At 62.6% G+C, this 18,427-nt stretch carries 17 protein-coding genes; 6 read left to right on the forward strand and 11 right to left on the reverse strand.

Features of this window, described 5'->3' with window-relative positions:
• Positions 1 to 39 precede the first annotated feature (39 nt).
• Positions 40 to 1,191, forward strand: a complete 1,152-nt coding sequence (locus QF092_RS03495) for an MFS transporter (protein WP_281467685.1) — start codon at positions 40 to 42, stop codon at positions 1,189 to 1,191.
• Here QF092_RS03495 and QF092_RS03500 read toward each other — a convergent pair.
• Positions 1,182 to 1,517, reverse strand: a complete 336-nt coding sequence (locus tag QF092_RS03500) for a rhodanese-like domain-containing protein (protein WP_281467687.1) — start codon at positions 1,515 to 1,517, stop codon at positions 1,182 to 1,184. The genes QF092_RS03495 and QF092_RS03500 overlap by 10 nt on opposite strands.
• Positions 1,518 to 1,715: 198 nt before the next feature.
• Here QF092_RS03500 and uvrA point away from each other — a divergent pair, with 198 nt between their 5' ends.
• Positions 1,716 to 4,574: an excinuclease ABC subunit UvrA gene (uvrA, locus tag QF092_RS03505; RefSeq protein ID WP_281467689.1), complete on the forward strand. Its 2,859-nt coding sequence runs from the start codon at positions 1,716 to 1,718 to the stop codon at positions 4,572 to 4,574.
• A 39-nt stretch (positions 4,575 to 4,613) separates the two neighbouring features.
• Here uvrA and QF092_RS03510 read toward each other — a convergent pair whose 3' ends face one another.
• From QF092_RS03510 to QF092_RS03520, 3 genes are all read right to left on the reverse strand, one after another.
• A complete protein-coding gene (locus QF092_RS03510) occupies positions 4,614 to 4,820 on the reverse strand; it encodes a YgaP family membrane protein (protein ID WP_281467691.1) in 207 nt (68 codons plus the stop codon).
• A 131-nt stretch (positions 4,821 to 4,951) separates the two neighbouring features.
• Positions 4,952 to 5,590, reverse strand: a complete 639-nt coding sequence (locus QF092_RS03515; RefSeq protein WP_281467693.1) for a Crp/Fnr family transcriptional regulator — start codon at positions 5,588 to 5,590, stop codon at positions 4,952 to 4,954.
• A 111-nt stretch (positions 5,591 to 5,701) separates the two neighbouring features.
• A complete protein-coding gene (locus tag QF092_RS03520) occupies positions 5,702 to 7,201 on the reverse strand; it encodes a CoA-acylating methylmalonate-semialdehyde dehydrogenase (protein WP_281467695.1) in 1,500 nt (499 codons plus the stop codon).
• Positions 7,202 to 7,304: 103 nt separating this feature from the next.
• On the opposite strand from QF092_RS03520, the gene QF092_RS03525 reads away from it, so the two are divergent.
• On the forward strand, positions 7,305 to 8,204 hold the full coding sequence (locus tag QF092_RS03525) for a LysR family transcriptional regulator (protein WP_281467698.1): 900 nt from the start codon (positions 7,305 to 7,307) through the stop codon (positions 8,202 to 8,204).
• Here QF092_RS03525 and QF092_RS03530 read toward each other — a convergent pair.
• On the reverse strand, positions 8,183 to 8,785 hold the full coding sequence (locus tag QF092_RS03530; RefSeq protein WP_281467700.1) for a hypothetical protein: 603 nt from the start codon (positions 8,783 to 8,785) through the stop codon (positions 8,183 to 8,185). The genes QF092_RS03525 and QF092_RS03530 overlap by 22 nt on opposite strands.
• Positions 8,786 to 8,913: 128 nt before the next feature.
• Between QF092_RS03530 and QF092_RS03535 the strand changes: the two genes are divergently transcribed.
• Complete coding sequence (locus tag QF092_RS03535) at positions 8,914 to 9,348, forward strand: CBS domain-containing protein (protein ID WP_281467702.1); 435 nt, start codon at positions 8,914 to 8,916, stop codon at positions 9,346 to 9,348.
• Positions 9,349 to 9,438: 90 nt separating this feature from the next.
• The gene (gene coaD, locus QF092_RS03540) at positions 9,439 to 9,930 is read left to right on the forward strand and encodes a pantetheine-phosphate adenylyltransferase (RefSeq protein ID WP_281467704.1); all 492 of its coding nucleotides are present in this window, start codon (positions 9,439 to 9,441) and stop codon (positions 9,928 to 9,930) included.
• 52 nt (positions 9,931 to 9,982) lie between these two features.
• Here coaD and QF092_RS03545 read toward each other — a convergent pair whose 3' ends face one another.
• The 5 genes from QF092_RS03545 to gap (QF092_RS03565) form a co-directional block, all read right to left on the reverse strand.
• Positions 9,983 to 10,144 carry a hypothetical protein gene (locus QF092_RS03545; RefSeq protein ID WP_281467706.1) on the reverse strand — a complete coding sequence of 54 codons (162 nt, stop codon included), beginning with the start codon at positions 10,142 to 10,144 and terminating at the stop codon, positions 9,983 to 9,985.
• A 127-nt stretch (positions 10,145 to 10,271) separates the two neighbouring features.
• The gene (locus QF092_RS03550; protein WP_281467707.1) at positions 10,272 to 12,830 is read right to left on the reverse strand and encodes a cation:proton antiporter; all 2,559 of its coding nucleotides are present in this window, start codon (positions 12,828 to 12,830) and stop codon (positions 10,272 to 10,274) included.
• Positions 12,831 to 12,921: 91 nt separating this feature from the next.
• Complete coding sequence (gene gap / locus QF092_RS03555) at positions 12,922 to 13,923, reverse strand: type I glyceraldehyde-3-phosphate dehydrogenase (protein ID WP_281467709.1); 1,002 nt, start codon at positions 13,921 to 13,923, stop codon at positions 12,922 to 12,924.
• A 96-nt stretch (positions 13,924 to 14,019) separates the two neighbouring features.
• Positions 14,020 to 14,163: a hypothetical protein gene (locus QF092_RS03560; protein ID WP_281467711.1), complete on the reverse strand. Its 144-nt coding sequence runs from the start codon at positions 14,161 to 14,163 to the stop codon at positions 14,020 to 14,022.
• Positions 14,164 to 14,173: 10 nt separating this feature from the next.
• On the reverse strand, positions 14,174 to 15,178 hold the full coding sequence (gap, locus tag QF092_RS03565) for a type I glyceraldehyde-3-phosphate dehydrogenase (protein WP_281467713.1): 1,005 nt from the start codon (positions 15,176 to 15,178) through the stop codon (positions 14,174 to 14,176).
• Positions 15,179 to 15,374: 196 nt separating this feature from the next.
• Between gap (QF092_RS03565) and QF092_RS03570 the strand changes: the two genes are divergently transcribed.
• On the forward strand, positions 15,375 to 16,349 hold the full coding sequence (locus tag QF092_RS03570) for a DUF808 domain-containing protein (RefSeq protein WP_281467715.1): 975 nt from the start codon (positions 15,375 to 15,377) through the stop codon (positions 16,347 to 16,349).
• A gap of 31 nt (positions 16,350 to 16,380) precedes the next feature.
• Here the strand turns inward: QF092_RS03570 and tkt are convergent, their stop codons facing one another.
• Positions 16,381 to 18,396, reverse strand: a complete 2,016-nt coding sequence (tkt, locus tag QF092_RS03575; protein ID WP_281467717.1) for a transketolase — start codon at positions 18,394 to 18,396, stop codon at positions 16,381 to 16,383.
• Positions 18,397 to 18,427: the final 31 nt, after the last annotated feature.

Genomic DNA, 18,427 nt, shown 5'->3' on the forward strand with positions numbered 1-18,427 from the left:
ATTTTTGCCAAGATGAAGGGGCAGGGTATGCGGGCTGTGGTGACGGTGTTTGCCCTTTGGCTCGCCGGGCTTGGGTCTGCCGCGCAATTCGGCAAACTGTCCGTGTCTTTCGACCTGATGGCTGCGCGCTATCCCGATTATGGGGCGGCGGGGATCGGGTTGATCGTGTCGATCGTCGGGATCGTGGGGTTGATCTTCGGCACCACGGCGGGGCTTTTGGTGGCACGCATTGGCCCGCGTCGGGCGATTGTTGCGGCGCTGGCCCTTGGTGCGGGGGTCTCGGCCTTGCAGGTGCTGCCTTTGCCCTATGCCGCGCTGATCGTTACCCGCGTTTTCGAGGGCATCTCGCACCTGTCCATCGTCGTCGTTGGCCCCACGATGATCGCAGGCCTTGCCGCACCGCGTTACCAAGGCTTTGCCATGACGCTGTGGAGCAGCTTTTTCGGCGTGACCTATGCCCTTCTGGCCCTGTTCGGCCCGCCCTTGCTGGCCCAAGGCAGCATTGTCCCGCTTTTCCTGACCCATGCCGCATGGATGGCGGCGCTGGCCCTTATCCTGCGGGCCTTGTTGCCCCCTGATCCGCCCGCGCCAAGCCTGACCATGGGCAACGGCCTGATCGCGCAGCATCTGGCCATCTATGCCTCGCCGCGCATCGCGGCGCCCGCGCTTGGCTTTGTGTTTTACACGGCGCTGTATGTGGCGGTCCTTACGCTCTTGCCGCCGCTTTTCCCGGAAGGGGAACGTGCCCTCGTTGCCGCCGGGATGCCGATTTTTTCCATCGTGGTTTCATTGACGCTGGGTGTCTGGGGGTTGCGCTATCTGACGGCGGTGCAGATGGTGCAGACGGGATATGCGCTTGGCGTTCTGGCGACGCTGGTTCTTTGGGGTGGTTGGGGGCAGGGGGGGCTTGCCCTTGTGGCGGCCTTCGGCCTTGCCGGGGCGATGGGGATCGTGCAGGGGGCCAGCTTTGCCTCCATCCCCGAACTGAACCAAGGGGCCGAGGATCGCGCCCGCGCCTCCGGGGCGGTGGCGCAACTTGGGAATGTCGGCACCACGACGGGCACGCCGGTGCTGGCCCTGATGATCGGCGCGATGGGGCCCATGGGCTTGATTGCCTTTTGCCTGCCGCTTTGCCTCTGCGGTATTGCGGCCCATGGCATCCAGGCCCGGCGTCGCGCCCGTCAGGCGTGACGCTGCACTTCGCCGCCGCAGCCGCACCAATCGCCGAAACCGCCGATATTCACGGCCTCATGCCCATATTGCTCCAACAGGCCCACGGCACGGCCCGCACGCGCCCCTGCCGCGCAGAAGACGGCGATGGGTTTGCCCGCCAAACGCTTGTCATAATCCGGGGAACGGGGATCGGCCTTGATCGGCAAAAGGCCCAGCGGAATATGGACCGCCCCTTTGGCCGTGCCCGAGGCAGAAACCTCACCCGCCTCGCGCACGTCGAGGAGGATCAATTGACCGGCCTTCGCAAGGTCGATGGCCTGTGGAACCGACGTGATCGCGATCATCGCTGCACCTTTCGCAGAAGAAATCTGCGTCCATACATATGCGAAAAATAGAATATGTAAAGGGTGTTCTGGCGGCCCTGAGGTGCATGCTGCAAACATTGCTCTTCCGCCCCGCATGTTCACCCATTGTTCACATTTTTGGATTGGAGACTCGGCCGCGATGCCCTATCTCTGGCCCATCCGTCCGGGGGAATGGCCATGGCCGAACAGAAGTTCATCGAAGTGCGCGGCGCGCGCGAGCACAATCTGAAGGGGGTCGACCTTGACATCCCGCGCGATCAGCTTGTGGTGATCACCGGCCTTTCCGGGTCTGGCAAGTCCTCGCTCGCCTTCGACACGATCTATGCCGAAGGGCAGCGCCGCTATGTGGAATCGCTTTCGGCCTATGCGCGGCAATTCCTCGACATGATGGGGAAACCCGATGTCGATCATATTTCGGGCCTGTCTCCGGCCATTTCCATTGAACAGAAGACCACGTCGAAGAACCCGCGCTCTACCGTTGGCACGGTGACAGAGATCTATGACTACCTCCGCCTGCTGTTCGCCCGCGTCGGCACGCCCTATAGCCCGGCCACGGGGCTGCCCATCACCGCGATGCAGGTGCAGGACATGGTGGATGCCGTCATGGCCATGGCAGAGGGCACGCGCGCCTATCTGTTGGCCCCGATCGTTCGGGACCGGAAGGGGGAGTATAAGAAAGAGTTCATCGACCTGCGCAAACAGGGGTTTCAGCGCGTCAAGGTCGATGGGCAATTCTATGAACTTGAAGAACCGCCCACGCTCGACAAGAAATTCCGCCACGATATCGACGTGGTGGTGGACCGGATCGTGGTGCGCGAAGGGATCGAAACGCGGCTTGCCGACAGTTTCCGCACCGCGCTGGACCTTGCCGATGGTATCGCGATCCTTGAAACCGCGCCGACCGAAGGCGATCCCGAACGCATCACCTATTCGGAAAACTTCGCCTGCCCGGTGTCGGGCTTTACCATCCCCGAGATTGAACCGCGCCTCTTTTCCTTTAACGCGCCCTTCGGGGCGTGCCCGGCCTGCGACGGGTTGGGGGTGGAACTGTTCTTCGACGACCGTCTGGTGGTGCCCGATCAGGGGCTGAACCTGATGCAGGGGGCGCTGGCCCCTTGGGCGAAATCAAAAAGCCCCTACTTCACGCAGACGATCCAAGCTCTTGCCAAACATTACGAATTCGACCCGAAGAAGAAATGGAAAGACCTGCCTGCGCATGTGCAGCAGCTGTTCCTTTATGGGTCCGGGGATGAGGAGATCCGCTTCCGCTATGATGAAGGCGGCCGCATCTACGAAGTGTCCCGCGTCTTTGAGGGCGTCATCCCGAACATGGAACGCCGTTATCGCGAAACCGATAGCGCTTGGGTGCGCGAGGAATTCGAGCGCTATCAGAACAACCGCAATTGCGGCACCTGTCATGGCTATCGTCTGAAGCCTGAGGCGCTGGCCGTGAAAATCGCGGGGCTGCATGTGGGCGAGGTCGTCCGCATGTCGATCAAAGAGGCCTATGCCTGGATCGGCACGGTGCCGGATCACCTGACCAATCAAAAGAACGAAATCGCCCGCGCCATTCTTAAGGAAATCCGCGAACGCCTTGGATTCCTTGTGAATGTGGGCCTTAATTATCTGACGCTTAGTCGCAATGCGGGCACCCTTTCTGGGGGTGAATCACAGCGTATCCGTCTGGCGTCGCAGATCGGGTCGGGGTTGACGGGGGTTCTTTATGTTCTCGACGAACCCTCCATCGGGTTGCACCAACGCGACAATGACAGGCTTCTGACCACGCTGAAAAACCTGCGGGATCAGGGCAACACGGTGCTGGTGGTGGAACATGACGAAGACGCGATCCGCGAGGCGGATTATGTCTTTGACATCGGCCCCGGCGCAGGCGTGCATGGCGGCCGTGTGGTCAGCCATGGCACACCGCAGCAGGTGGCCGCCGATCCTGTCAGTCTGACTGGGCAATATCTCTCGGGGCAGCGCGAGATTGCGGTGCCAAAAACGCGGCGCAGCGGCAGCGGGAAAAAGCTTACCGTTGTCGGGGCTTCTGGGAACAACCTCAAGAACGTCACGGTCGACTTCCCGTTGGGCAAATTCGTCTGCGTCACGGGTGTGTCGGGTGGGGGCAAGTCGACGCTGACCATCGAAACCCTGTTCAAGACGGCCGCCATGCGCTTGAACGGCGCACGGGAAACACCCGCGCCTTGCGAGACGATCAAGGGGTTCGAACATCTCGACAAGGTCATCGATATCGACCAGCGCCCCATCGGACGCACGCCGCGATCGAACCCCGCCACCTATACCGGCGCGTTCACCCCCATCCGCGATTGGTTTGCAGGTCTGCCGGAATCCAAGGCGCGCGGCTATCAACCGGGGCGGTTCAGTTTCAATGTGAAAGGCGGGCGGTGTGAGGCTTGTCAGGGCGATGGCGTCATCAAGATCGAGATGCATTTCCTGCCCGATGTCTATGTCACCTGCGAAACCTGCAAGGGCCAGCGCTATAATCGCGAAACGTTGGAAATAAAGTTCAAGAACAAAAGCATATCGGACGTTCTTGATATGACATGCGAAGATGCGCAGGGGTTTTTCCAAGCCGTTCCCGCCATCCGCGAAAAGATGGATGCGCTGTGCCAGGTGGGGCTTGGCTATATCAAGGTGGGCCAGCAGGCCACCACGCTGTCAGGCGGTGAGGCGCAGCGGGTGAAACTGTCCAAGGAACTGTCGCGCCGCGCGACGGGGCGCACGCTTTACATCCTTGATGAACCGACCACGGGGCTGCACTTCGAAGATGTGCGCAAGCTCTTGGAAGTGCTGCATGAATTGGTGGATCAGGGCAATACGGTCGTGGTCATCGAACACAACCTTGATGTCATCAAGACCGCCGATTGGATCATCGACATTGGCCCCGAAGGCGGCGATGGCGGGGGAGAGATCGTGGCGACCGGCACGCCGGAAGAGGTGGCAAAGGTCGAACGCAGCCATACAGGTCGTTACCTGCGCGACATGCTGAAACCCCGTCGCGTGGCCGCAGAATGAAAAGCGCCGCCCTGGGGGGCGGCGCTTCTTTCCGAAGGGTCAGGCCTTCTTCATCGGGCAGGTCGACAGACCCAGAATGGAATAAAGCGGGCAAGAGGAAATCAGCCCCGTTGCCAGCGGCACGATCCCGATCAGATAGGCCCAGCGATAGGCCCCATCGGCATTCAGGAAGAACCCGGCCAGCAGCGCAAGGCCGACGACGATCCGCAACACGCGATCAATTCCACCGACATTTTTCTTGAACATCTTGGTTCCCTTTCTGTCCTTGGCCCGGTTTCTCCGGGGCATGGATATAAACATAGCGAATCGCGCATGTCTTGTCTGTGATCTTGTCACGCGCCCTGCGGGCAATTGCGAAAACGGGGCAAATGCCCCGGTCACCGCCCCGCCGCCCGCCGCAGGGCGGCGAGGTCACGCAGATGCACCTCGCCCCGGTCCGTGGCCACCCAGCCCGATTTGCCAAAGGCATCCAGCTTGCGCGACACCACCTCGCGCGCTGAACCGATCCGGGCGGCAATTTCGGATTGCGTGGCCCGCACCACCCCCGCCTCTGCCAGATCGAGGAGCGCGCCCGCCAGCCGCGCTTCGACCCGGCCAAAGGCCACTGCTTCCAACAACCGCGTGAGATCTGCCATCCGCTGCCCGAAAGACCGCAGCACAAAGCCGCGAAAGGCTGGATCACGATCCATCAGCCGCAGGAAAAGGGGTTTCGGGATGGTCACCACCTCTGCGTCGCTGACCGTGGCGGCGGTGCCGGAATAGGGTTCATCCCCCAAAAGGCCCAGCGTCGTCTGGATGCAGCTTTGCCCCCGCTCCACGGCGTAAAGGAGGATCTCGCGCCCCGAAGGCCCGGTCAAAAACACCTCGACCCGCCCAGACAGGACCAGTGGAAAGCCCTGTGCCCGATCCCCCGGCGCAAATAGATCCAACCCCCTTGGCAAGCCACGCCGTTGCAGGGCGGCCAGTTCCGCCCGCGTTTCAGGCAGGATCGCCCCAATCTCCGACATCCAATCCATACCGCCTCCACCACCACTTGGGGGTAGAAAACAGCCCGCCGATGCCCCGATCAAGGCCAAAAGAAAAGGGCCGCCCCAAGGGCGGCCCATCCTTGCCGAAAGGTCCGGCGATCAATCCATCTGCTTGAAGTTGAAGGCCGCGCCTTCCTTGATCCCCGACGGCCAGCGCGAGGTGATGGTCTTCGTCCGCGTGTAGAAGCGGAAGGCATCCGGGCCATGCTGGTTCAGATCACCGAAGGCCGATTTCTTCCAGCCGCCGAAGGTATGATAGGCCAGCGGCACCGGGATCGGCACGTTGATCCCGATCATCCCCACATTGACCCGCGCCGCGAAATCGCGCGCCGTGTCGCCGTCACGGGTAAAGATCGCGGTGCCGTTGCCATATTCGTGGTCCATCGCATAGGCCAAGGCCTCTTCATAGGTCTTGGCGCGGACGGTGGACAGGACAGGCCCGAAAATCTCTTTGCGGTAGATGTCCATGTCGCGGGTGACATGGTCAAAGAGATGGGGGCCGACGAAGAAGCCATCCTCATAGCCCTGCAGCTTGAAGTTCCGGCCATCGACCACCAGTTTCGCGCCCTGCGCCACGCCACTTTCGACCAGACGCAGGATATTGGCCTTCGCCGCCGCCGTCACCACGGGGCCGTAATCCACATCATTGCCAGCGGTATAGGGGCCGACCTTCAACTTCTCGATCCGCGGGATCAGCTTTTCGATCAGTGCATCCGCTGTCGCATCGCCCACCGGAACCGCGACCGAGATCGCCATGCAGCGTTCGCCCGCCGCGCCATAGCCTGCGCCGACCAAGGCATCTGCGGCCTGATCCATGTCGGCATCCGGCATGATGATCATGTGGTTCTTGGCACCGCCAAAGCATTGCACGCGCTTGCCGTTGGAACAGCCGCGCCCATAGATATATTCCGCAATGGGGGTAGAGCCGACAAAGCCGATCCCCGCGATGACGGGCGAGTCGAGGATGGCATCCACCGCTTCCTTGTCGCCATTGATGACTTGCAGCACGCCATCAGGAAGCCCCGCCTCCTGCATCAGTTCCGCCAGCATCAGGGGAACCGAAGGGTCACGCTCGGACGGCTTCAGGATGAAGGCATTCCCGCACGCGAGCGCAGGCCCCATCTTCCACATTGGGATCATGGCCGGAAAGTTGAAGGGCGTGATCCCCGCCGCCACGCCGATCGGCTGGCGCATGGAATACATGTCGATGCCCGGACCGGCGCTATCGGTGAATTCGCCCTTCAACAGATGCGGCGCACCGATGCAGAATTCCATCACCTCAAGCCCGCGCTGGATATCGCCCTTGGCGTCGGGGATGGTCTTGCCATGCTCGCTCGACAGTGCGGCGGCAAGCTTGTCCATATCGCGGTTCAGAAGGCGGACGAATTCCATCATCACCCGCGCGCGGCGCTGCGGGTTGGTCGCGCCCCATTTCACCTGCGCCTGCGCCGCATCCGCCGATGCAGCATCCAGTTCGGCCTTGCTGGCCAGCGCGACGCGCGCCTGAACCTCGCCCGTGGCCGGGTTGAAGACATCGGCAAAACGCCCCGACGTGCCCGCCACATGCTTGCCGTTGATCCAGTGACCGATCTCTTTCATGGGAGTCTCCCTCATTTGCTGGTGCCGAGAATAGCCTTGCGGAAATGCCGCAAACAGAGGAAAGAATTCAAAGAGGCTTTGCAAAAATGCAGGATGGGCGCGGATGGATTGGGACGACCTGCGTATCTTCCTTGCCGTTGCCCGCAGCGAAAGCCTGTCGGGCGCGGGTAAAAGGCTGAAGATCGACGCCGCCACCGTGGGCCGTCGCATCGCGCGGTTGGAAGAGGCGATGGGGGCGCGGCTTTTCGCCAAATCCCCGCAAGGCTATGCCCTGACCGAAGAGGGCACCCGCCTTCTGCCCCATGCCGAACGCGCCGAAACCGCGCTGGATGGCGCGCGCGAGGCGCTTTCCGGCCCCGAGGGTCTGTCGGGCCAGATTCGCATCGGCGCGCCTGATGGCTGCGCCAATTACCTGCTGCCGCAGGTTCTGGCCCAAATCTGCGACGCCAATCCGGGGCTAGAGGTGCAGATCGTCGCGCTTCCCCGCGTCTTTAACCTTTCAAAGCGCGAGGCCGACCTTGCCATCGCGGTCAGCCGCCCGACGGCAGGCCGCCTGACGGTGCAGAAACTGACGGATTACCGCCTGCATCTGGCCGCCCATCCCGATTACCTGTCGCGCACAGCGCCCCTGACCGCGCCGCAAGACCTGCGCCATCACCGCCTTGTCGGCTATATCCCCGATATGATCCACGATAAGGAACTGGACTACCTGGCCGAATTGGGGGCAGGGGCGGTGGCCTTGGCGTCGAACTCTGTCTCGGTTCAACTGAATTGGCTGCGCGCGGGGGCAGGGGTCGGCGTGGTACATGATTTCGCCCTTCCCGCCGCGCCGGAACTGGTGCGGGTGATCCCTGAACAACTGTCCCTGATTCGCAGTTTCTGGTTGATCCGCCATGCCGATGACGGGCGCGTGGCCCGCCTGAACCGCTTTGCCGATCTATTGGCGCAGGGCCTTCGGCGCGAAGTGGCGCGGCTTGAGGCCTATTCCACGCAGGACGGGTAGGGCGGTTCCTCACCCTCAATCACCGGGCAGAGGCGCAGGCGCAACAGCGCCTCGCCCCTTGGGCGCCAATCACCCGTGTCGGGCAAGACCTGCGCGCTTGATCTGGGGCCGCGGGCCGCCCATTGCAGGGTAAAGAGGTCGTCACCCGACAGCGCCACAAGGATCAAGGCAGTTTCGGCCTGCCCACCCCCAGAGTCCCCGCAGGAAAAGGCCACCAGATGCGCGGCATCCGCCCCGTCCACCTCTTGCGCGCCTTCATCCGAACCCCAGAAGGTTTCGGGGCAGGCATCCCGGAACCCACCCCCGATCATCGATGCCATATCCAGCGGATCACCGATCCGTGGCGCCAAGCCTTCGGCCGCCGAAAGGGTGATCATCTGCGACCAATCCTCCACCCCTTCGCCTGACGGGACCAGTTCCAGAAGATAGCTGCCGTCCTCTTCCGCCTCATAGACCGCGACAAAATCGGCGGGCATCGGAAAGGCCACGATCCGCCCATAGGCCCGAGTCGCGGCCGTGATCTCATCCGCCACAGCCGGAACCGCACCAAGCAGTCCCACAAGAACGGCCAAGAACCGCATGTCACCCTCCACCAATCACTGCCACCAAGAATGTTGCGCCTTCTGAGATCTGTAAAGCCGCAGGCTTTCGTTGACAGACGCCGCGACCGCGCGCACCATCAAAATGACAACTAGGGAGGGAGGACCCCATGCTTGTCAGCCAAATCCTGAAAACCAAGGCCGATGATGGCGTCGTCACCGTGCCGCCGGGAACGTCTGTCGCCAAGGCCGCCGAAACGCTTTCGACGCGCCGGATCGGTGCCTTGATCGTTTCACCGGATGGCAAGCGGGTGTCGGGCATTGTGTCGGAACGCGATATCGTGCGGGAACTTGGCCGCCGTGGCCCGGCCTGCATGGCCGAAACGGTGGACAGCGTGATGACCGCCAATATCGTCGGATGCCGCCGCGATGACAGCGCCGATGAGGTGCTGCAAAAGATGACCGATGGCCGTTTCCGCCATATGCCGGTGATGGATGGCAATCAGATGATCGGCCTGATTTCGATCGGCGATGTGGTCAAGGCGCGGCTCACCGAACTCGCCATGGAAAAGGACGCGCTGGAAGGCATGATCAAGGGGTTCTGACCTTGGTCAACCCTGCGGCGCTTTGGGTCTTGCACTCAACCGCGCAATAATGTTGCGTGCTTCCACCGCGAAAGAGGGGGGAGTGGACCCATGCGTATCGGCCTTTACCCGGGCACCTTTGACCCCATCACGCTGGGCCATGTCGATATCATCCAGCGTGCCATGGCACTTGTGGATCGTCTGGTGATCGGTGTTGCGATCAACCGGGACAAGGGGCCGCTGTTTTCGCTCGAAGAGCGGGTCGCCATGGTGCAGGCGGAATGTGCCGCCATTCAGGCCAAGACTGGGGGAGAGATCGTTGTTCACCCCTTCGAGAACCTTCTCATCGATTGCGCCCGCGATGTGGGGGCAACCGTCATTGTGCGCGGCCTGCGCGCGGTGGCGGATTTCGAATATGAATTCCAGATGGTCGGCATGAATCGGGCGCTGGATGCCAGTATCGAGACGGTTTTCATGATGGCCGATGCCCGCCGTCAGGCCATCGCGTCAAAACTCGTCAAGGAAATCGCCCGTTTGGGTGGGGATGTTTCCAAATTCGTCACCCCCCCGGTCGAGGCCGCGCTGAAGGCACGCTATCAGTGAATCAAAAGGGGGCCGTGATGGCCCCCAGCGACAGAGTGATTTGGCGTAGGCCCTACTTGCCGTAGACTGCGGCCCAGGCGATGCGATGCGCATCTTCGGGGTAAATCCCAAGGTCCAGCGCCACATCGCGCGGCATCTGGGCGATCTCGTCGCGGGTCCGGCGATAGAGCGCGCGGTTGGCGGCGGCCGACTTCAGCGTTTCGATCAGTTTCATCTCTTGTTCCTTTCACGAACCTGCCAAGGGCTTCTCGGTTATCCCTTCGGCATGCTGTGAAAATGGCCCTTTCCGTTACCGCTAACAACCGCCAAGCCGGACTTGCCGTCATGCATAAGATGCATAGCTACTCCGCCGGACGCAACCCTGCGCGCAGCCTTGCGATCAGGTGGCGGGCTGCCTGCGGCCCTGACGGGGCAGGCAGCGCCACCTCCAGCCCCCGCTTCTCAGCGCTGGCCCGCACCGCCTCGGCCAAGGCGGGCACCTGTGCCATCAGGGTCACGAACTCTGCCTCTTGCAGGGTCAGGAGCATGGTATGCGACAGCGCGCGCACCGTGGCCCGCCGCGGCCTTTTCTGCAACACGGACAGATGGCCGAACATCTCTCCCTGTCCCAAGAGAACGCGGTTTCCTGCCACCTCGGCCTCGACCGCCCCGCGCGCGACGAACCAGACGCGATCCGGCAAATCCTCTTTCTTCACCAGCACATCGCCGGGTGAGGCGTAGACAGGTTTCATCCGCCGCGCCAATTGCCTGAGCGACCCTTCATCCAGCGCCGAGAACAGGCCAAAGCCCCGGATGATGTCGATCCGCTGCCCCCGCAGGTCCAGCTTGGGCCGCACGGACAGGGTCGCCCGCGCCTTGGCAAGGCGCTGTTGCAAGGCCAGATGCAGTTCCGGCCCGATCAGACCGTCCTGCACATATTGTTCATATTCCACCTCTTCCCGTCGCAAGGCGATACGGCGGATCAACTGCCGTTCCACCTCTTCGGCATAGCCGGGAAACTGGATGCGCAACCCTTCCAATTCGCGCCCCGCTTCCTCCATCCGCCAGCCCAGCAAGTCTTGCAGCAGCGCAGCCACCCGCCGCCCGTGAATGCGCAGGATGCGTTTGTCCACGAAGCTGCGCAGAAAGCGCATCATCTGCTGATGCGCCACCAGAAATTCGAAGCGATCCGCGATCAGGCTTTGCAGACCCGCGCGCCATCGGAACCGGCTATGCGCCCAATCCGCCAGATCCAGCCACCGCCCCCGCCGCAGGCTGCGCCGGACCTGCGCGCGATAGCCCGCGCGGCCCGCCGTGCGCGTCACCTCGATCAAGCGGTCGGCATCGGCCAGCATGCGTTCCGCCGTGCGGGCCGAGATGAAACCGTCGCGGAACGCATCTAGCAGAAGATCCCGCTCATGCCCCGCCAGCGCCACCATGCCCAGCGTGACCCGGTCCTTGTCGAGGATATCCTTCGCCTCATCCGCCGCATCCACCGCTTGGTTCAGCCTTTCGCCGAAACGCACGGCCTCTTCGCGGATGATGGCGGGCGTCAGGTCAAAGCCGCGCACCGTTTCGGCGACCGTTTCGCGCACATCCTGCAAGGCCACCGCCACCACCTGTTCCGACAGCGCGCGGTCCAGCGGCGACAAACGATCCAGCCCCAACCAGCTGATCATCAGGCGCAAAGTCGTGCCCTGCACCAACAGGGTAAACAGCGCAAAGCCCGTCGCCACGATGCCGACCTGCCGCTTGATCTCAAACGGGATGGACGGGTTTTCCGTCACCGCCAAGGCAAGGGCCAGCGTCACCGCCCCGCGCAACCCGCCCCAAAGGATGGCGATGCGGTACGGTCCTTCCACCTTGGGCGACACCCGCGCCAAGGACAGCAGGGGCAACAGACCCCACAGGATCACCGCCCGCGCGGCAAAGGCCGCGACGACGACCACGGCGACCAGAAGAAAATCCTCGGCCCGCGCCTGTTCCAGCGCCGATGGCACCAGAAGCGCGGCCAAAACGAAGATCATCCCGCCCGCCCAATAGGCCAAAAGGTTCCACGCCTCGCGCAAGAAGGCCAACGCGGGGGGCGACAGCCGCCCCGGCGCAAGAAAATTCACCGTCATCCCCGCCACGACCGCCGCCACCACGCCCGATGCTTCCAGCATGCGGTCCACGATCAGGAATGTGGCGAAGGGCAGGGCGAAACTCACCGACAATTGCGCCAAGGGCCAAGCGTTCATCGCCGCCATCGCCCACATCGCCGCGCGGGCCAGAAACCATCCCACCACGGCCCCCGCCCCGATCACCCATGGCAACTGCGCCAGCACCGCCACGGGTTCGGGCGCCGTCTCTCGCATCGCCAAGGCCGACAGGAACACCGAAAAAAGCGCGATGGCGGCGGCGTCGTTCAGCAGGCTTTCGCCTTCCACGATCCGTGCCAGACGCTGCGGGGCAGGGGTTGCGCGAAAGATGCTGACCACCGCCGAGGGATCGGTTGTCGATACGATGGACCCCAGCAGAAGGCAGGCCATCAGGGGCAGGCTGGCAAAGGGCATCAAGGCCGCCGCAATCACCACCGTCGCCACGAAGACGGCGATGACCGCCAAGGACAGGACCGGCACCCAGTCATCCATCAGCCGCCGCAGGTTCAAGGTCAGCGACACCTGAAACAGCAGGATGGGCAGCAGCACATAGATGAACACCTCGGACGAAATCGGCAGGCTCAGGATCGCCAGCGCCACGGGGTTCAGCGCATCGGTCATCTCGGTGCGCCAGAACCATGCCGCACCGCCCCCGATCGCCATGCCCAGCGCCACAAGGATCACCGGCACAGGCAGCCGCAGCCGCGTGGAAAGCGGCTCCGCCAGAGCGATGGCAAGAAACAGCCCGCTCAGAATCGCGATGACAACAATCAAATCCATGAAGAAAGGATAACCCGTTAGGGCTGCAACAAAAGCGAAGGCCGGTCACATTGCATGACCGGCCTGCAACATAGGCTCGAAAGGCGCGAAATCAGATCAACTTGCCCATCGCAACGGCGGTATCGGCCATGCGGTTCGAGAAACCCCATTCATTGTCATACCAAGACAGGATCGACACGAAGGTCCCATCCATCACCTTCGTCTGGTCCATATGGAAGACCGACGAATGCGGATCATGGTTGAAGTCCGACGAGACATTCTTGAACTCCGTATAGCCCAGAATGCCCTTCATCGGCCCATCCGCCGCCGCCTTGATCGCGGCGTTGATCTCTTCCACGCTGGTCGCGCGCTTGGCGATAAATTTCAGGTCAACGACCGAAACATTGGGCGTCGGCACCCGGATCGCGAAACCGTCCAGCTTGCCCTTCAACTCTGGCAGAACCAGACCCACGGCCTTTGCCGCGCCCGTGCTGGTCGGGATCATCGACAGGGCCGCCGCGCGGGCGCGATACAGGTCCTTGTGCATCGTGTCCAAGGTCGGCTGATCGCCGGTATAGGAATGGATGGTGGTCATCATCCCCTTTTCGATCCCCACCACCTCGTTCAACACCTTGGCCACCGGCGACAGGCAGTTGGTGGTGCAAGAGGCGTTTGAAACGACCACGTCATCCTTGGTCAGCGTGTGATGGTTCACGCCATAGACGATGGTCTTGTCCGCCCCATCGCCGGGGGCCGAGATCAGGACCCGCTTTGATCCGTTTTCCAGATGGGCAAGGCATTTCTCCTTGCTCGTGAAGATGCCGGTGCATTCCATCACGATATCCACATGGCCCCAAGGCAGATCGGCGGGGTTCTTGATGGCGGTCACCTTCATCGGCCCGCGACCGACATCAATCCAGTCCTCGCCCGTGGTCACCTGCGCCGGAAAGCGCCCATGAACCGAATCAAAGCGCAAGAGATGGGCATTCGTCTCGACCGGACCCAGATCGTTGATCGCCACGACTTCGATATCGGTACGACCCGACTCGATGATCCCGCGCAGCACGTTGCGGCCGATCCGGCCGAACCCGTTGATGGCGACTTTGACGGTCATGGCAATTCCTCCAAATGGATGGGGGCGGCGAATCCGCCGCGCCGATAGCGCTAACATCCGCAGAACGGGCAAGAATTCAACCCGACTCGCGCGCGCTCAGCGCCAGAATGCCAAGAATTCGATGAACTCGAAGAACTTTCTCATCAGAAAAAGCAAAGCCTCGCCGCCATTGGCGGTCAGATCGGCCATGATCAACCCGATCAGGGCGACCCCAAGGAACAGCGCGATACGGTCTGTCACGACCCCTCCATCAGTGGAGGAGCCGCCCCATCACCCCGGCCACATCGGCCATCCGGCAGGAGAAGCCCCACTCGTTGTCATACCAGGCCAGCACGCGCACCGTGCGGCCACCGACCACCTTGGTCTGGTCCGGGGCAAAGATAGACGATTGTGGCGTGTGGTTGAAGTCGATGGACACCTTGGGTTCCGGATCATAGGCCAAGACCATGCCCATATAGCCCGCCGCCGCCTCGCGGACGATGTCGTTCACGTCCTGCGCTGTCACCGTCTTGCCCGCCACAAAGGTCAGATCCACCGCGCTGACATTCGGGGTCGGCACCCGGATCGCGCTGCCATCCAGCTTGCCCGCAAGCTCTGGCAGCACTTCGCCCAAAGCTTTGGCCGCGCCCGTGCTGGTGGGGATCATCGCCATGGCCGCAGCGCGCGCGCGATACAGGTCCTTGTGCCGCCGATCCAGCGTCGGTTGATCGCCGGTATAGGAATGGATCGTCGTCATGATGCCCGACTCGATCCCGATCGCGTCATTCAGAACCTTGGCCAAGGGGGCAAGGCAGTTCGTGGTGCAAGACCCGTTCGACACGACCAGATGCTCGGCTGTCAGCGCGCGGTGGTTCACACCATAGACAACCGTCTTGTCGGCCCGTTTGGCAGGCGCACTCACCAGCACCCGCTTGGCCCCGCGCCCCAGATGGACCGCCGCCTTGTCGCGATCATTGAACTGGCCTGTGCATTCCAGCACGACATCCACGCCTTCCCAATCCAACTCGCCCGGATTGTAGGTCGACATCACCCGGATCGGCCCGCGCCCCAGATCGAGCATCCCATCCGACACCTTCACCGTGCCGGGGAACCGCCCATGAACCGAGTCGTATTTCAGAAGATGGGCATTTGTTTCGATCGGCCCGGTGGCATTGATCGCCACCACCTGCACGTCGTTACGGTTGCTTTCCGCGATATGGGCCAAGGTGCAGCGCCCGATCCGTCCGAACCCGTTGATGCCGATGGTGATGGTCATCTGTGCCGCTCCCTGTCGCTGCATACCGTGGAATGCCATTTCGCATAGCGAAGGCGGGCAGAGTCGAAAAGCCTGAAACCGACATAAAATCAACATGTTACCGCAAACATCCAAGGTTTGCGCTAACAATCTGAGGGCTTTGCCAAAAGCCGCGCCACGGGGTAGGAACGTCGAAAGGGACAAGGGGAAATAACGCATGAGCGGATTGCTCGCCCTGCTGGATGACGTGGCCGCCATCGCGAAACTTGCCGCCGCCTCGGTCGATGATATCGCCGCTGCCGCCACCAAGGCGGGGACAAAGGCCGCAGGCGTGGTGATCGACGATGCCGCCGTGACGCCGAAATATGTCCACGGCTTTTCCGCCGACCGCGAATTGCCGATGATCTGGCGTATCGCGGTCGGGTCGATGCGGAACAAACTGATCCTGCTTCTGCCCGCGCTTCTGGCATTGGACCACTTCCTTCCCGTGGCCATCACGCCGCTTTTGATGCTGGGTGGGGCCTATCTTTGTTTCGAAGGGGCGGAAAAGGTGGTTCACGCGCTTGCGCCCCACGCCGATCACGTGGTCGAACAGGATTTCGACACCGCCGATCCCGCGCATCTGGAAGAAGAAAAGGTCGCAGGCGCGATCAAGACCGACTTCATCCTCTCGGCCGAGATCATGACCATCGCGCTCGCCACCATCGAAAGCCCAAGTTTTGTGATGCAGGCCATCACGCTGGCCGTGGTTGGGGCCCTGATCACTGTCGCCGTCTATGGCGCGGTGGCCCTGATCGTGAAGATGGATGATGTGGGGCTCCACATGGCCGCCACGGGCCGAACCGGGGCAGGGCGCGCACTGGGGCGCGGGCTGGTGCAGGCGATGCCGAAACTCATGTCGGCGCTGTCCCTGATCGGGACTGCCGCCATGCTGTGGGTGGGCGGCAATATCGTCACCCATGGGCTGGAGGTGACGCATCTTTGGCCTTGGCCCTATGAGACGATCCACCATCTGGCCGAGGCCGCGGCCACGGCCCTGAACATGGCGCAGGGGTTCGTCGCATGGCTGGTGACCGCCTTCTTTGACGGAATTTTCGGCCTTATCCTTGGTGTGATCCTGATCCCGATTGCGACCCGGATCATCGGGCCGGCCATCACCGCCATCACCGGAAAGAAAAAGGCCGCGCCCTAGGCGCGGCCCAAATCTTTTCGAAGGTTCTTGATCAGAGCAGCGACTTCGCCACCGCCACGGCATGTTCTGCCGTAATCCCGAATTCCTTATACAGCCGTTCCATCGGGGCCGAGGCACCGAAGGAGGACATGCCCACAAAGCCCGCCTTCGCTTCTTTCCCGCGTTCGCCCAGAAGCCAGCGGTCCCAGCCCTGACGCACGCCCGCCTCGATCGCCACGCGCACCGGGCCACCGGGCAGCACGCGCTTGCGGTATGCCTCGTCCTGCTGGGCAAACAGCTCCATCGACGGCATGGACACGACCCGCGTGCCGATCCCTTCAGCCTCCAGCGCATCGCGCGCCTTCAGCGCGATCTCCACCTCGGACCCGGTGGCCATCAGGATCACCTGCCGCTTGCCCGTGGCTTCGGCCAGAACATAGGCCCCTTTGGCCACGAGGTTCTGGTTCACATGCGCCTTGCGCACCGCAGGCAGGTTTTGCCGCGACAGCGCCAGCACGGTGGGCGTCGACTTCTGGGTCAGTGCCACTTCCCACGCCTCTGCCGTTTCCACCAAATCGGCGGGACGGATCACAAGGGTGTTGGGCGTGGCCCGGCTCATGGCCAGATGTTCAACCGGTTGGTGGGTCGGCCCATCCTCGCCCAGACCGATGGAGTCATGCGTCATCACATAGACGACCGGCAGCCCCATCAGCGCCGAAAGCCGCATCGACGGCCGCGCGTAGTCGGTAAAGCACATGAAGGTGCCGCCATAGGGCCGCACGCCGCCATGCAGCGCCATGCCATTCATCGCCGCCGCCATCCCATGTTCGCGGATGCCGTAATAGACGTAACGGCCCTTGCGATCTTCGGGCGTGAAAACGCCCAGATCGGCGGTCTTGGTGTTGTTCGATCCCGTAAGGTCCGCCGATCCCCCGATGGTTTCCGTCATCACCGGGTTGACCGCCGCCAGCACCTTTTCCGATGCCGCACGGGTGGCAAGCTTCGGCATCGTCTCGACCGCCGCCTTCTTCAGGCCCCGGATCACGGAACCAAGCTTGGCCGGTGCTTCGCCTGCGAAGATGCGCGTGAATTCGGCCTGTTTCGCCGCCGACAGCGCCGCGAAACGCGCCTGCCATTCGGCATGGGCTGCCGCGCCACGGGCGCCCTTCGCTTCCCACGCCTTTTTGATGTCGGCAGGGATCTCGAACGGCCCATGGGTCCAGCCATAGGCCTCTTTCGCCGCCGCCATCTGGCCTGCATCCGTCAGGGCGCCATGGCCCTTTGACGTGTCCTGTGCCGCATGGCCCAGCGCGATATGCGTTTTGCAGGCGATCATCGTGGGCTTGTCGGATGCCTTCGCGGCCACCAGCGCACGGTCGATATCCTCGGGGTCATGCCCGTCGCAGGACAGCACATTCCAGCCCGAGGCCGCGAAACGCGCCTTTTGATCCGTCACATCGGCAATGGAAACCTTGCCGTCGATGGTGATCCCGTTGTCATCCCACAGCACGATCAGCCGCGACAATTTCTGCTTGCCCGCCAGGGCGATGGCCTCTTGGCTCACGCCCTCCATCAGGCAGCCGTCGCCCGCGATCACATAGGTGTGGTGATCGACGACCTTCGCCCCCCAGCGCGCGCGCAGGTTTTCCTCGGCCATGGCAAAGCCCACGGCATTGGCGATCCCCTGACCGAGCGGCCCAGTGGTGGTTTCCACCCCTGCCACATGGCCGAATTCCGGGTGTCCGGCGGTAATGGCCCCCCATTGGCGGAAGTTCCGGATCTGCTCCAGCGTCATGTCGGCATAGCCGGTAAGGTACAGCAGCGAATAGATCAGCATCGACCCGTGGCCCGCCGACAGGATAAAGCGGTCGCGGTTCGGCCAGCGCGGGGCGGCGGGATCAAAGTTCAGATGCTTTTCAAACAGCACCGTGGCCACATCGGCCATGCCCATCGGCATCCCCGAATGGCCTGAATTGGCAGCTGCCACTGCGTCAAGCGTCAGGGTGCGGATCGCGCAGGCGCGCATCCAATGGTCCGGGTGGCGGGCGCGGAGCGTCTGAATGTCCAAGGCCGTGGTCCTGTCATGGGTTTCGTTCGTT

This window comes from Fuscovulum ytuae, from assembly GCF_029953595.1.
In the GTDB taxonomy this organism is placed as follows: domain Bacteria; phylum Pseudomonadota; class Alphaproteobacteria; order Rhodobacterales; family Rhodobacteraceae; genus Paragemmobacter; species Paragemmobacter ytuae.

What these genes read in the sequence shown, in the direction of transcription:
- QF092_RS03525 (WP_281467698.1), top strand. Translation starts at nt 7,305, where the DNA reads ATGGATTGGGACGACCTGCGTATCTTCCTTGCCGTTGCCCGCAGCGAA.
- QF092_RS03520 (WP_281467695.1), bottom strand. Translation starts at nt 7,201, where the DNA reads ATGAAAGAGATCGGTCACTGGATCAACGGCAAGCATGTGGCGGGCACG.
- QF092_RS03510 (WP_281467691.1), bottom strand. Translation starts at nt 4,820, where the DNA reads ATGTTCAAGAAAAATGTCGGTGGAATTGATCGCGTGTTGCGGATCGTC.
- QF092_RS03530 (WP_281467700.1), bottom strand. Translation starts at nt 8,785, where the DNA reads ATGCGGTTCTTGGCCGTTCTTGTGGGACTGCTTGGTGCGGTTCCGGCT.
- QF092_RS03545 (WP_281467706.1), bottom strand. Translation starts at nt 10,144, where the DNA reads ATGAAACTGATCGAAACGCTGAAGTCGGCCGCCGCCAACCGCGCGCTC.
- QF092_RS03550 (WP_281467707.1), bottom strand. Translation starts at nt 12,830, where the DNA reads ATGGATTTGATTGTTGTCATCGCGATTCTGAGCGGGCTGTTTCTTGCC.
- QF092_RS03570 (WP_281467715.1), top strand. Translation starts at nt 15,375, where the DNA reads ATGAGCGGATTGCTCGCCCTGCTGGATGACGTGGCCGCCATCGCGAAA.
- uvrA (WP_281467689.1), top strand. Translation starts at nt 1,716, where the DNA reads ATGGCCGAACAGAAGTTCATCGAAGTGCGCGGCGCGCGCGAGCACAAT.
- QF092_RS03515 (WP_281467693.1), bottom strand. Translation starts at nt 5,590, where the DNA reads ATGGATTGGATGTCGGAGATTGGGGCGATCCTGCCTGAAACGCGGGCG.
- coaD (WP_281467704.1), top strand. Translation starts at nt 9,439, where the DNA reads ATGCGTATCGGCCTTTACCCGGGCACCTTTGACCCCATCACGCTGGGC.
- gap (WP_281467709.1), bottom strand. Translation starts at nt 13,923, where the DNA reads ATGACCGTCAAAGTCGCCATCAACGGGTTCGGCCGGATCGGCCGCAAC.
- QF092_RS03500 (WP_281467687.1), bottom strand. Translation starts at nt 1,517, where the DNA reads ATGATCGCGATCACGTCGGTTCCACAGGCCATCGACCTTGCGAAGGCC.
- QF092_RS03535 (WP_281467702.1), top strand. Translation starts at nt 8,914, where the DNA reads ATGCTTGTCAGCCAAATCCTGAAAACCAAGGCCGATGATGGCGTCGTC.
- gap (WP_281467713.1), bottom strand. Translation starts at nt 15,178, where the DNA reads ATGACCATCACCATCGGCATCAACGGGTTCGGACGGATCGGGCGCTGC.